Annotated in this window: 11 protein-coding genes; 9 read left to right on the forward strand and 2 right to left on the reverse strand. The window is 61.5% G+C overall.

What is annotated here, in order from left to right:
- Positions 1 to 23: 23 nt before the first annotated feature.
- On the forward strand, positions 24 to 1,025 hold the full coding sequence (locus Q4481_RS20825; protein WP_304378325.1) for a LacI family DNA-binding transcriptional regulator: 1,002 nt from the start codon (positions 24 to 26) through the stop codon (positions 1,023 to 1,025).
- Between the two features lie 8 nt (positions 1,026 to 1,033).
- Here the strand turns inward: Q4481_RS20825 and Q4481_RS20830 are convergent, their stop codons facing one another.
- Entirely contained in the window at positions 1,034 to 1,531 is a 498-nt protein-coding gene (locus Q4481_RS20830; RefSeq protein ID WP_304378326.1) for a GAF domain-containing protein, read from the reverse strand.
- Between the two features lie 25 nt (positions 1,532 to 1,556).
- Complete coding sequence (locus Q4481_RS20835; RefSeq protein ID WP_304378327.1) at positions 1,557 to 2,321, reverse strand: GntR family transcriptional regulator; 765 nt, start codon at positions 2,319 to 2,321, stop codon at positions 1,557 to 1,559.
- A gap of 182 nt (positions 2,322 to 2,503) precedes the next feature.
- On the opposite strand from Q4481_RS20835, the gene Q4481_RS20840 reads away from it, so the two are divergent.
- The 8 genes from Q4481_RS20840 (at position 2,504) to Q4481_RS20875 (ending at position 13,434) form a co-directional block, all read left to right on the forward strand.
- Positions 2,504 to 3,505 (forward strand): sugar ABC transporter substrate-binding protein, encoded by a 1,002-nt coding sequence (locus Q4481_RS20840; protein ID WP_304378328.1) that lies wholly within the window; start codon positions 2,504 to 2,506, stop codon positions 3,503 to 3,505.
- 77 nt (positions 3,506 to 3,582) lie between these two features.
- On the forward strand, positions 3,583 to 5,616 hold the full coding sequence (locus Q4481_RS20845; RefSeq protein ID WP_304378329.1) for a hydantoinase/oxoprolinase family protein: 2,034 nt from the start codon (positions 3,583 to 3,585) through the stop codon (positions 5,614 to 5,616).
- Positions 5,617 to 5,619: 3 nt separating this feature from the next.
- Positions 5,620 to 7,335: a hydantoinase B/oxoprolinase family protein gene (locus tag Q4481_RS20850; protein WP_304378330.1), complete on the forward strand. Its 1,716-nt coding sequence runs from the start codon at positions 5,620 to 5,622 to the stop codon at positions 7,333 to 7,335.
- A 35-nt stretch (positions 7,336 to 7,370) separates the two neighbouring features.
- Positions 7,371 to 8,897, forward strand: coding sequence for a sugar ABC transporter ATP-binding protein (locus Q4481_RS20855; protein WP_304378331.1), 1,527 nt, complete (start codon positions 7,371 to 7,373; stop codon positions 8,895 to 8,897).
- On the forward strand, positions 8,894 to 9,865 hold the full coding sequence (locus Q4481_RS20860) for an ABC transporter permease (protein ID WP_304378332.1): 972 nt from the start codon (positions 8,894 to 8,896) through the stop codon (positions 9,863 to 9,865). Before Q4481_RS20855 ends, Q4481_RS20860 begins: the two co-directional genes overlap by 4 nt.
- Before the next feature lie 19 nt (positions 9,866 to 9,884).
- Entirely contained in the window at positions 9,885 to 11,030 is a 1,146-nt protein-coding gene (locus Q4481_RS20865; protein ID WP_304378333.1) for a M24 family metallopeptidase, read from the forward strand.
- Between the two features lie 122 nt (positions 11,031 to 11,152).
- Complete coding sequence (locus Q4481_RS20870) at positions 11,153 to 11,854, forward strand: helix-turn-helix domain-containing protein (protein ID WP_304378334.1); 702 nt, start codon at positions 11,153 to 11,155, stop codon at positions 11,852 to 11,854.
- Positions 11,851 to 13,434, forward strand: a complete 1,584-nt coding sequence (locus Q4481_RS20875) for an ABC transporter substrate-binding protein (protein ID WP_304378335.1) — start codon at positions 11,851 to 11,853, stop codon at positions 13,432 to 13,434. The genes Q4481_RS20870 and Q4481_RS20875 overlap by 4 nt, the downstream gene beginning before the upstream one ends.
- Positions 13,435 to 13,537: the final 103 nt, after the last annotated feature.

A 13,537-nucleotide genomic window follows, 5' to 3' on the forward strand; every position in this document is an offset into this window, starting at 1 on the left:
CGCGATCGGACTTCGGAGGGGGCATGAGCAAACCACCATCATTGCAGGATGTTGCGCGAGCCGCCAACCTGTCGCCGGCAACCGTATCGCGCTATCTGAACGGGTCTCTGGCCCTGCCGGCCGATACGTCGGCGCGCATCGATCGGGCGATTGCCGAGCTCCGGTATCAGCCCAATCCGCATGCGCGCAGCCTCAGTCGGGGCCGGTCGGATACGATCGGGCTGGTGATTCCCGAGATCGACAATCCGTTTTTCGCCAAGCTGGCCGCCGCCATCGAGCGCCAGGCCGATGCCACGGGGCTGGCGCTGATGCTCTGTTCCAGTCTCAACCGCAAGGAACGCGAACTGCATTACATCGAACGGTTGCGTCGCAATTTCGTCGATGGGCTCCTGTTTGCCACCAACCATGTCGATACGGGTGAGCTGGTTCGCGCCATCGGCGCCAATTCCAACGTGGTGATCGTCGATGAGGATGTCGACGGGCTCGTTGCGCCGAAAGTGTTTTCGGACAATCGCGAAGGCGGGCGACTGGCGGCGGAGCATCTTCTTGCTCATGGCCACAGGAGGATGGCTTTCATCGGCGGGCCGCAGACGATCATGAGCACGCGCGAGCGATCGGCCGGCTTCCGCGAGACTGCGATTGCCGGCGGTGCCACGGTTGCGGCAGAGTATTTCGGCTCCTATTCGATCGCCTTCGGCCGCGAGGCGGCACGCCGCTTCCTTGCCGAGCAGGAAGGCATTACCGCACTTTTCGTAGCCAGCGACGAGATTCTTTACGGCGTGCTGGATGTGATGCGCGAAAGCGGCCTGTCGGTCGGCGATGACCTCTCGATCATCACCTATGACGATGCCGGACCGCTGGCCTTCCTCGATCCGCCGATCACGGCTGTTCGCCAGCCGATCGAAGAGATGGGGCGCAAGGCGTTCGAGGTATTGCGTGACCGGCTGAATGGAATGACCGATAATCCGGTCATTCTGCTTCCGGTCGAGTTGATCGAGCGAAAATCGGTCAAACAGCTGGTTTGAAAGAAGAGTCAGGACAGCCGAATGTTCGGCGGCGGTGAGCTGATCGAACCGAGAATGGCGAGTGCGGCCAGAGGCACTTCCTCACGGATCTGACGCAGGCTTTCCGGATCGAAATGGTGTGCAGCCCCCATCATGTTGATGAGCCCGATCGTCTGGCCCGCAAACACCACCGGCAGGTTCAGGAGCGAATAATAGTTCTGTTCGATGAAGATCTGGTAGTCGACCGGAAGCCAGACGCTGATCTCTTCCATCGTGTTGGCAACGATCGGCTCCTGGTTCCGGAACAGTTGGCGGAACCAGACATCGTCCTTCACCTCGTCGGCGGGGCCGAGCGGATACTGTTCCTGATTGGTGGAATAGAGCCGTTCCAGACGGTTGCCGCTCTCATGCGGCGCAAGTACCGTAAAGAGATCATAGCCCGGCGATTGTTTCAGGCGTTCGGCGATCTGTTCCAGAATAGCCTGGGTGCCTTCGGCAATGACGCCGGTCCTGTCCTGTACGCTCATGATGCGTCGTCCTTTTTCATGCCAATCAGACCCGCGCCGAAGGCGCGAGCGCAAAACGGGTTCCGACCTTCGGTTCGAGAGAGCGCTGCACCACCCGAAGTTCCGCCATCACATGTTCGCCGGCGAGTTCTTCTGCGCGGTCGCCGTCTCCGGCGGCAATGGCTGCGGTCAGCGCTGCATGCTGGCGGATGCAATCCTGTTTCTCGGCCTCGCCGAAGATCGGGTAGTAATGAAGGAGGTGCATGCGCCGGCCGTAATCGAGCGACAGGCGGTAGAATTTGCCAAGGAAGGCATTGCCCGAGGCGAACGATACGGCCCTGTGGAAGGCAAGATCGGCGACATTGATGGCGGTGATATCGCCGGTTGCCGCTGCCGTTTCGTAAGCCAGCCGCTGGCGCTCGATTTCAGCGAGCGATTCCGTGTTGCGCGTCTCGGCGGCGAGCCGGGCGATCGCGCGCGACAGCAGCATCAGCGTGTCCATATATTCGTGCGAATTGCTCATCGTATGCGGGGTCACAATGGCGCTGCGGCCCGGCAGGAAGGTCACGAGATCCTCGCCGGCCAGCATCAACAGCGCTTCACGCACCGGTGTGCGCGACAGTCCGAACCGTTCGGCAAGTGCCACCTCGTCCAGCGCCGAACCCTGTTCGATCCGCAGCGACAGAATATCCTCGCGGAGATCCTCATAGACAGCGGTTGAGCCGCGGCCGCGGCGCTTTCCCGCACCTGCATCCTCGGTGTCGTCGACCGGTGTTTTGCCAACACGACTGCGCTTGCCTGCCTTGACCATTATGGCTCTCCGAAATCCGTCCGGCCCCTGTTCCGGACGCATGCTTTTAAGTGTCGCGAATGCGTATTTCAACGCTCATTTCCAACACAAAAATACATGTTGCATAAAGTTTGTATTATGCCTAGGATCAATCGTCCAGAGGGAAGCCGAAAAAAATCGGCGCGGAATTAAGGAGCAGTTCAATGAACAGGAAGGTTAGTCATTTCTTGGCGTCCGCAGCTGTCGCGGTGGCCGGAATTTCCGCAGCGAGCGCTGCCTATGCCGCTGATTACAAAGTCGCTTTCTTCGCATCGTCGGCGCAGAACGGCTTCAACCAGGCTATCTATGAAGGCATCGAGAAGAAGGCCAAGGAACTCGGCGTCGAAGTCTCCATCTATGACGGTCAGTTCGATGCCGCCCTGCAGTACAGCCAGATCGAGGATGTGCTGGCCGGCAACAAGTTCGACGCCTTTATCGTGGTGCCGAACGACACCGTCGGTATCGCCGGAGCGGTCGAGGAAGTCGGCAAGGCCGGCAAGCCGCTCGCAACCGCCCTATTCCCGATCGGTCCCGATCTTGCCAAGCTCGAGCCGCAGGTACCGGGCGTCACTGTGACGGTCGCAAGCCCGCCGGCCGTTGGCGCCAAGGCGCAGGCTGAAAAGGTCGTCGAATTCTGCAAGGACAAGGATCCCTGCAATGTCGTCATCCTGATCGGCCAGAAGATCTATCCGTTCGACAATCTGCGTTACGAATCCTATCTCGAAGTGCTCAATGCACAGAAGAACATCAAGGTCGTGGCAACCGGCGAAGGCAATTACGATCCGGACAAGTCGCTGACGGTGATGCAGGATATCCTGCAGGCCAACAAGGATATCCATGTCGTGCTCTCCAATGCCGACCAGCATCTCGTTGGCGCCGAAATCGCGCTCAACAATGCCGGCATCAATGTGCCCGATCTTTTCCTCTCGGGCGGCGGCGCTGCCTCGATCGCGATCGAGGCGATCCGCGAAGGCCGCTGGGACAACACGCTCGCATCCTATCCCGTGACCATGGGCAGCCTCTCGCTTGAAGCTGTCGTCAAGGCGCTCAAGAAGGAAGCCGGCCCGAGCTTCGTGAACATGGATGAAGTCGGCCCGCTGCCGGCAATCATCGACAAGGCGGTTCTCGACAAGAACCCCGATTTCAAGGGCGAATGGGCGCAGTAAGCAGCCCCGCTCCGATGGCCGCCATCGGCGGCCATCCCTTCCCGACATTTTCATGATCTGATGCTGGAGGTATGCCCGTGGCAGGCACGTCCTATCGCGTTTCCGCGGATATTGGCGGAACGTTCACCGACCTTGTTTTCCAGGAGGCCGAAAGCGGCCGCTGCTTTGCCTACAAGGTGCTTTCAACGCCGAAGAACCCGGCTCTCGCAGTCATCGAAGGGCTCGACAAGGCGCTTCCCGATGGTTCCGAGGCTGCCTTCTTCATTCATGGCACCACGGTCGGTCTCAACGCGGTGCTGACGCGCCGCGGTGCCAAGGTCGCGCTCCTGACCACCAAGAATTATCGCGACGTCTATACGATCCAGGGCAATGACCGCGGTGAGATCTTCTCGATCCATTGGCGCAAGCCGAAGCCGCTGGCCGAAATCCCGGACACTTTCGTCGTCGATGAGCGGATCAGCGCCAAGGGCGAGATCGAAACCGCGCTCGATACGGCCGAGCTCGATGGTTTCATCGAAACTGTCAAGGCGCGCGCCTATGAGGCGATCGCCATCTGCTTCCTGTTCTCCTTCAAGAACCCCGCCCATGAGCTCGCAGCCGAAGCCTATCTGCGCGATCGTCTTCCGGGTGTCTCGATCACCCTGTCCCACCGCGTTTCGCCGGAATGGCGCGAATATGCCCGCACCTCGACGACGGTGATGGATGCCTATGCCGCCCCCGTCGTACGCCGCTATCTCGATACGCTGGTCGGCGAACTGAGTGGCCGGTTGGCCGGCGACAGCCAGATCCATGTGATGAAATCCAACGGCGGGGCGATGACAGCCGCTGCTGCTTCGGAAATCCCGCTGCAGACGCTCTTGTCCGGCCCGGTCGGCGGCACGATCGGCGGCCGTACGCTCTCGGAAGTCACGGGCCGCCCAAACCTCATCTGCGTCGATATGGGCGGCACCTCCTTCGATGCCTCTCTGATCATCGACGGCCAGCCCTCATTTTCCAACGAAGCCGAGCTTGAAGGCCTGCCGATCCAGATGTCGGTGGTCGATATCCATGTCATCGGCGCCGGTGGCGGCTCGATCGCCTGGGAAGAAGCCGGGGCCGTGCGCGTCGGCCCACAATCGGCCGGTTCGGTTCCGGGCCCGGCCTGCTACGGTCGCGGCGGCGTGCAGCCGACGGTCTCCGATGCCAATCTGGTGCTCGGGCGGCTCGATTCCGCCAATTTCGCCGGCGGTACCATGACACTCGATGTCGAAAAGGCGCGGACGGCGGTCAAGTCGCTCGGCGACCGTTTCGGCCTTTCCACCGAAGCCATGGCGCAAGGCATCATCGATATCATCAACGCCAAGATGGCCGATGCCATCCGCACGATCACGATCCGCCGTGGCATCGATCCGCGCGATTTTGCGCTGGTTGCCTATGGCGGTGCGGGCCCTGCGCAGGCAGCGGCACTCGCCGAACAACTCGATATCGGCGAAGTCATCATTCCGGTGCTTCCGGGTGCCTTTTCGGCCTGGGGCATGCTGCAGACCGATGTGCGGCACGATTTCAAGATGACCTTCTATGGCTACTGGGACGAGGTCGCGCCGGATGCGCTGGCCGCAGCCTTCGGCGACCTCGAGCAGAAGGGCCGCGACTTCCTGCTCAAGGAAGGGCTGGACGAGAAGGAGATCAGCTTCCAGCGCTATGCGGATTTCCGCTACCATGGCCAGGAATATGTGCTGACCATTCCGGTCACGAATGATCCGGTTGACATGCTCGGCGTGCGCAAGGCTTTCGATGAAGCCTATGATCGCCAGTACGGCCATTCGGCTCCGGAATCGCGGATGGAAGTGGCCAATCTCCGGGTCGCGGCTGTCGGTCGCCTTGTGCGTCCGGGTCTTGCCGATCCGTCCGTCAGTCCGGCATCGGCCGCGCGCAGCCGCAAGGTCTATTTCGGCGGCAAGGAGTTCGACACCGCGATCATCGACCGCGACACGCTCGCCATCGGCACGATCATCTCCGGTCCGGCCATCATCGAGGAAGCCACCGCGACCACGCTCGTTCCAGACGACTGGCAGGCCGAGATCATCACCGGCGGCCATATGACCCTGAACCGCAAGAAGAAGGAGGCCTGAGCCATGACGGTCGCCACTGCCGATCCGATTACAACCGAAGTGATCCGCAATTTCGTGATCTCCTGCGCCCAGGACATGAATGCGGCTCTCTGGCGCTCGGCCTTCTCCTCGATCATCTATGAAGGTCGCGACAGTGCCGTCGCCCTGCTTGATGAAAAGGGCAATATGCTGGGCCAGTCCACCGGCGTGCCCTTGTTCGTCGGCGCCATCGATGCCTGCGTCCGGCTGGTGCTCGAGCGCTATGGCGAGGATATCCATCCCGGCGATATCTTCATCCTCAACGACAGCTACCTGCAGGGCACCCATCTGCACGACGTGACCGCCGTCGGCCCGATGTTCTACAAGGGCGAACTCGTCGGTTTCGGCGCCGCCCGTGCGCATTGGCAGGATATCGGCGCCATCGATCCCGGCTCGACCATGGGCTCGACCTCGATCTATCACGAAGGCATCCGCCTCGGTCCGACCCGCATCGTGACCAGGGGCAAGCCGATCCCGGAATGGTACGACCTCCTGACCCGCAACACGCGCCTCAAGGAAATGACGATTGGCGATCTCAATGCCCAGATCACCTCGATCCGCACCGGCGAGCGCCGTCTGAGCCAGGTGCTCGACCGCATCGGCCCCGCGACCTATCGCGCCGCCTGCGCCAACATCTTCGAACAGGCGCGCCTGCTCGACCGGGCCGCGATCGGCGCGCTCAAGGATGGCAGCTACTATCGCGAAGGCTATCTCGACAATGACGGTGTCACCAGCGATCCGGTCAAGGTCGCCTGCCGCATCACCATCGATGGCGAGCGCATGATCATCGATCTCACCGGCTCGTCCAGGCCGGTCCAGGGCTCGATCAATTGCGGTGCGGTGCAGACGGAATCGCTGCTGCGTCTCGCCTACAAGACCATGATCAGCCCGGAACGCGCCATCACCGGCGGCTCCTTCTCCACCATGGAGGTGGTGATCCCGGACGATTGCATGTTCAACGCTCGCGAACCCTATGCCTGCGAATGGTATTTCACCGGTCTCGGCCTTCTCGCCGACCTGATGATTTCCTGCCTCGGCGAAGCGATGCCGGAAAAGGCAACCGCTGCCCATTACGGCGATTCCATGGTGGCGGCCTTCTTCAACATGGACCCGGAAAAGGGCCAGTGGATTGCCGTGGAACCGACTGCCGGCGGCTGGGGCGGTACCGTTGGAGCGGATGGCGAAAGCGCGCTCATCAACCTCGTCAATGGCGGTTTCCGCAACATTCCGGCCGAAGTTTACGAGACCAAATTCCCGGTCCGCGTCGAGGAATTCTCGCTTCGGAAGGATTCCGGCGGTCCCGGCCGCTGGCGCGGCGGCCTCGGCGTCGTCCGTTCCTATCGCTTGCTGGATGAAGCTTTCGGCGCGCTCTGGTTCGAACGGTCGCGCACGCCCGGTTGGGGCATTTCCGGTGGCCAGTCCGGCCAGGGGCCGTTCAACGAGGTCGTGCTGCCGGACGGAACCGTGGAAACGCCGCTCAAGATGCGGGCCAAGCCCTTCCCGAAGGGAACGCTCTTCATCACCCGCACCGGTGGCGGCGGTGGCTATGGCGATCCGCTCGCACGTCCCTTCGATGAAGTTCGCGACGATGTGATCCGTGGCCTTGTTTCCCGCGAGCAGGCTCTGGCACAGTATGGCGTGGCCTTCACCGATGCGCTGGATGTCGATATGGCCGCCAGCAAGCCGCGAACGGCTGCCTGATACCCTCGCCCGTCCCCGATGAGGAAGTTGCCCGGATGAATGACGAAGAGATCTATGTACGGCTGATCGATGTCGGCAAGGAATTCTCCGGCGTCCGGGTGCTGCGCAACATCAACCTCGATTTCCGCAAGGGCGAGATCCACGCCCTTGTCGGCGAGAATGGCGCAGGCAAATCGACCGTCGGCAAGATTGCCGGCGGCTACTATTCGCGGTCGTCGGGCGATCTCGAGATTTTCGGCGAGGCGGTCAGCCATTGGGACCCCGCCGCAGCGCTCAAAAGCGGCATCGCCATGATGCATCAGGAACTGCAACTGGTGCCGGAACTGACGGTAGCGCAGAATGTGTTTCTCGGCATCGAGAACAATCGCGGCTCCTTTCTCACCAATGACGAACCGGCCCGGCTTGCTGCCGTCATCGAGGTTTGTGGCTTCCAGCTCGATCCGAATGCGCGCGCCGGTTCGCTGTCGCTTGCCGACCAGCAGAAGATCGAGATCATGCGGGCAATCGCCCGCGATGCCAAGGTCATCGTCATGGACGAGCCGACCTCGTCGCTGACCGCCGACGAGGCCGACCGGCTGCATGCGACGATGCGGCGCCTGCGTGCCATGGGCCGCACGATCATCTATGTCTCGCATTTCCTCGATCATGTCCTGTCGATCGCCGACCGTGTGACGATCATGCGCGAGGGAGCAGTGGTCCGCACCGGATCGATTGCCGAAGAAACCAAGGCAAGCCTCGTTGCCGGCATGCTGGGCGATGCGGGCGCCGATGTCTCCTATCTCGACAAGACGCCGCCGGTGCGTGGTGCGCCCCCGCTTCTGAGCGTTCGTGGCCTTGTGTCCGACAATGGGGTCAAGGGTGCGGATCTTGAAATCCATCCCGGCGAAATCGTCGGCCTTATCGGTCTGGTCGGCTCCGGTCGGACCGAGATCGCGCGCGCCATCTTCGGCGCCGACAAGACGACCGCAGGCGCGGTGATGTTTGATGGCAAGGACTATGACGACCGGTCTCCAAGGGAATCGGTGGCGCGCGGTCTTGCCATGGTGCCGGAAGATCGGCGCAAGCAGGGGCTCGTGCTCAGCCAGACTGTACGACCCAACATGACGCTGCCGCATCTCGGCATCTTTTCGGCCGGTGGCTTCATGAAAACGGGTGCCGAACGCAATGCGGTGCGGTCGCTGATCGATTATTTCGGTGTCAGCCCGCGCCATGTCGATGGCGATGTGGTCCACTATTCGGGCGGCAACCAGCAGAAGGTGCTGCTCGCCAAATGGATCATGGAGGAACCGAAGCTGGTGATCCTCGATGAGCCGAGCCGCGGCGTCGATCTTGGCGCGCGCCGACGCATCCATGAATTCATCGTCGAACTGGCGCGCAAGGGCGCGGGCGTGCTCTTGATCTCATCGGAAATCGAGGAGGTTCTGGGGCTGGCCCATCGCGCCTACCTGGTCCGCGAGGGCCGGACCTTCCGCGAAATCGTGCCGGAGGAACAGGGCATGGACCAGATCCTCTGGGCCCTCTTCCACGACGAACAGAGTAAAACTGCAAGGAGCCATTCATGAGCGGCCCAACGACGACTTCAGCCACGGCACCCTTCAACTGGGCGTCGGCGATGCGCTTCCTGCAGCGCTATGCGATCGCCGTGATGGTGCTGATCCTGATGGTGGCGCTGACGATCCTGAGCGACTCCTTCCTGACGGTGCAGAACCTCATCAACATCCTCAACCAGAACGCGCCGCTGGCGATCGTTGCCTCGGCGATGACGCTGGTGATCATCTGCGGCAGTTTCGATCTCTCGGTCGGCGCGATCTTTGCGGTTGCAGGCGTTTCGGCGGCCTGGCTGGCGCTCAATGTCGATCCCTATCTCGGGCTGATCGCAGCACCCTTCGTCGGTCTCCTGCTCGGCACCGTCAATGGCGCGGTGATCACCGGCCTGCGCATCCATTCCTTTCTGGCAACGCTCGCCACGGGTCTGATGTTTCGCGGCATCGCGATCCTGATCACCGGCGGCAAGCTCATTCCCGTCCGCATTCCCGAATTCACCTGGCTCGGGCGCGAACGGATCGGCCCGGTCTATATCGCGATCATCGTCATGCTGATTTTCGCCGTCGCCATCATGGTGCTGCTCAACCGCACCACCATCGGCCGCAAGATCCTTGCTGTCGGCGGCAACGAGGAAGCCGCCATTCTCTCGGGCATCCGCACCAACCGCATCAAGGTGCTGACCTTCGCGATCGCCGGTTTTTCGGCCGGCCTCGCCTCGGCAATTGCGGTGTCGCGGATCTCGATGGGTCAGGCAACCGCCGGCACCGGCATCGAACTGGAAGCGATCGCCGCCGTCATCATCGGCGGCACCTCGATCTATGGCGGCAAGGGCGCCATCTGGCGGTCGCTCGCCGGCGTCATCATGCTGGCGCTGATCAACAATGGCTTCAACATCCTGAACGCCGATCCCTTCTTCAAGGATTTCACTACCGGACTCATCATCGTGGCCGCCGTCGCCATCAGCGCGATGGGCAACCGCCGCTAAGGTATCGAGAGGAAACGCCATGTCCTGGAACCATCCCGTCCCCCGCATCACCAATGCCGAACGGCTGGAACGGCTCGATCGCCTGCGCCAGTCGATGGAGGCAACCGGTGTGGAAGGGTTGCTGCTCGGTTCGACGGAGAGCCTGAACTACTTCACCGGTCTCGTCTGGCATCCGAGCGAGCGGCTGGTGGGCGCGCTCGTGACGCGTGACAGGCTCGTCTATATCTGCCCCGGTTTCGAGCGCAGCCGGCTCGAGACGCTTCCCTGCCTTCCAGCCGAAATCGCCATCTGGGAAGAGGAGGAAAGCAGTGCGGCGCTCGTCTCTCGTCTTCTTGGCCCCAATGGCATCCTGGCACTCGATGATGAGCTACCGCTGTTCGTCCATTCGCAGCTCGCCGGTGCGCTGGGAGTCGATCGGCTCGAAGATGGCGGGCGCCTGATCCGCGATCTTCGCGCACGCAAGTCCGATGCCGAAATCGCCCTCATCCGACATGCCATGGGCATGACGCTCGAGGTCCATAAACGGGCGCATGCGATGCTGAAGCCGGGCATCCGAGCCTCCGAAGTGGCGCGCTTCATTGATGAGCAACATCGCGCCATGGGTGCCGATGGTGGCTCGACTTTCTGTATTGTTTCCTTTGGTGTCGCCACATCGCTACCCCATGGTGCGGATGGCGATCAGATTCTCGCAGAGGACGATGTTATTCTCGTCGATACCGGTTGCCGGCTCGATGGCTATCATTCCGACCTGACGCGGACCTACAAGCTCAAGGCGGGCGATCGCGATTTTGAAAATGCCTGGGCGATCGAGCGGGCGGCGCAGCAGGCCGTCTTTGATGCAGCCAAGCTCGGCGCCCCTTGTTCAAGCCTTGATGACGCCGCCAGAGCACTGTTGGCGAAGCATGGGCTGGGGCCCGATTACATTCTGCCCGGCCTGCCACACCGTGCAGGCCACGGGCTCGGGCTGCAAATTCACGAGGAGCCCTATATTGTCCGCGGCAACCGGCAGCCGCTGGCCGTCGGCATGTGCTTCTCCAACGAGCCGATGCTGGTCTATCCCGGTCGATTCGGCATTCGCCTCGAAGACCATATCTACATGAGCGAAGATGGTCCGGTATTTTTCACGCAACCGCAGGAAAGTCCGACGTCTCCATTCGGCATCTGAGAATTGCGATATTGCGGCGTCACCCTTCCGGGCGAAAAAATTTTAGCATAGCTAAAAAATCTTTCTTGACTCTTGTCAGGCCTCTCGCTTCTATTGAAGTAATACTAAAAAGAGGGCCGGGCTTGAGCAAGAGCCAAATCACAGAAAACGAGGATGATGTGACGCCGGCCATCGCGCCGCTCGGCGAACGGTTGCGGCAGCGTCGCAAGGCATTGAAGCTGACGCTGCAGGACGTGGCGGATGGCGCCGGCTTCTCGGTCGGCTTCATTTCCCAGATCGAGCGCGGCATCACGGTTCCCTCGCTCACCTCGCTGGTGGCGGTCTGCAGGGTTCTCAAGGAAGATGTCGGCACCTTCTTCCAGCAGCCGCGGGTCGATGATCCGGTGACGCGCCGCGAAACGCGTCCCGTCTACGGGCTCGGCATTCCTGGCCATGGCGTAACCTACGAGCGGCTTTCGGCTTCCTTCCCCGGCAATGTGCTGCGGTCGACGCTGATCCACGAGCCGCCGGGCTATCGGTCCGAGCCGATGTCGCACGAGGGCGAGGAGATTTTCTACATCGTCTCCGGCGCCCTGACCCTGGAACTCGACGGACAACGCACCATTCTTGAAGCCGGTGATGCGGCCCATTTTCCATCCACCCGGGTGCATGTCACCTGGAACCATACGACCGAACCGGCCACGATCTTCCATACCTGCACGATGGATGTGTTCGGCGAAGGCGAGCCGAAAGGCGATCCCAATACCAGCCTGGTCGTGACCAGGGCTGTGAACAGGCGCAATGCGCCGAAGAAGCCCAAAGTAACCAAGGGGAATTCGACATGAAACCGCTTCTCAAGACGATTGCGGCCGCCCTTCTCGCGGCAGCCTCCATCCATTCCTATGCTGCTGCCGAAACCGTGCTGCGCCTCGATGAATCGCCGGTTGGCGAAATCGATCCGGCGAAAGCGTCCGACTATGCGGACTCGGTGCTGATGTTCAACCTTTACGATGCGCTGGTCGCGCCGACCGCCGGCAAGCCGGGTTTCGAACCGCTGCTCGCGTCCGGTTGGGAAAGCGATGGCAAGACCTACACGTTCAAGCTCCGCGACGGCGTGAAGTTCCAGAGCGGCAATGCGCTGACCGCCGAAGATGTCGTCTTCTCCTATGATCGCATGAAGGCGCTCGGACAGGGCCTGTCCTATCTCTTCACCAATGTCGAAAAGGCCGAAGCGGTCGATGCCGCTACGGTAAAATTCACCCTCAAGGAAGCCTATGCGCCCTTCATCTCGGCGCTGACCCGCCTGCCGATCCTCGACAAGAAGACCGTGATGGCGAACCTCGGTGCAGGCGATGGCGACATGAAGGATTGGGGCCAGGCCTGGCTTTCGACCCATTCGGCCGGCACCGGTGCCTACAAGCTCGTCTCGCACAATCCGCAGGAAGAAACGGTCATGGCCAAGAATGGCGACTATTTCCTCGGCGTGCCGGCCAAGGCGCCCGATACGGTGCGTTATCGCTACGGGCTTGAAGCCGCGACCGTTCGCACGCTAATCGCGCAGGGCGAGCATGACATTTCCTCGCAGTGGCTGCCGCCGGAAGTCTTGAAGTCGCTGGCTGGCGATGGCGCCCAGCTTCTGACCGAAAAGGGCTCGACCGAATTCTACATCAAGCTCAACACCGCCAAGGCGCCGTTCGATGACGTCAATTGCCGTCTCGCCGTCACCTATGCCTTCGATTATGACGCCGGCATCAAGATGGTTGCCGTCACCGATACCGTCTCGCAGGGCAGCATGGCCACCGGTGCGCTGCCGGTCGGCATGCTCGGTTCGCTGCCGGCGGATCAGGCGGTCAAGAAGGATATCGACAAGGCCAAGGACTATCTCTCCAAGTGCAAGTACAAGCCGGAAGAGATGAAGGTGGATCTGTCCTGGATCGGCGAAGTACCGCTCGAAGAGCGTTTCGCACTCCTGATGCAGGCCAACTTCGCCGAGATCGGCATCAAGGCGGAAGTGAAGAAGGTTCCGTGGGCGCTGTTCACCGAAATGGTCACCAAGCCGGAAAACACACCCTCCGTCAGCCAGGTCTTCGTCAACACCATGACGGGCGATCCCGATACGCTGCTCTATGGCATGTATCATTCCTCGGCCGCCGGCACCTGGATGTCGCCTGAATATCTCAAGGACAAGGATGTCGATGCGCTGCTCGAAAAGGGTCGCGTGGCTCCGGAGGCAGAACGCGCCGCCATCTACGAGGAACTGAACAAGAAGCTCAAGGACCTGGCGCCATCGATCTATGCCCAGGACCAGACGGCTGTGTTCGCCGCCTCCAAGCGGGTCTCGGTGCCGGCCTTTGCCGATCCGTCCAAGGCTTACGCGCTCGCCGGCTTCGGCTTCAGCTTCCGCCTGATGGAAATGAACGAATAGTTACGGGTTTCGCAGGCCCCTCCCCCACGAGGGGGAGGGGCTAGCCCAAGGCGCCCCGGCGCAGATTTCTGCAACGGCGATTGCAGCAAGTTATGCCTGCCCC

The sequence above is a fragment of the Fluviirhizobium alvei genome (assembly GCF_030551875.1).
Taxonomy (GTDB): Bacteria; Pseudomonadota; Alphaproteobacteria; order Rhizobiales; family Rhizobiaceae; genus Rhizobium_E; species Rhizobium_E alvei.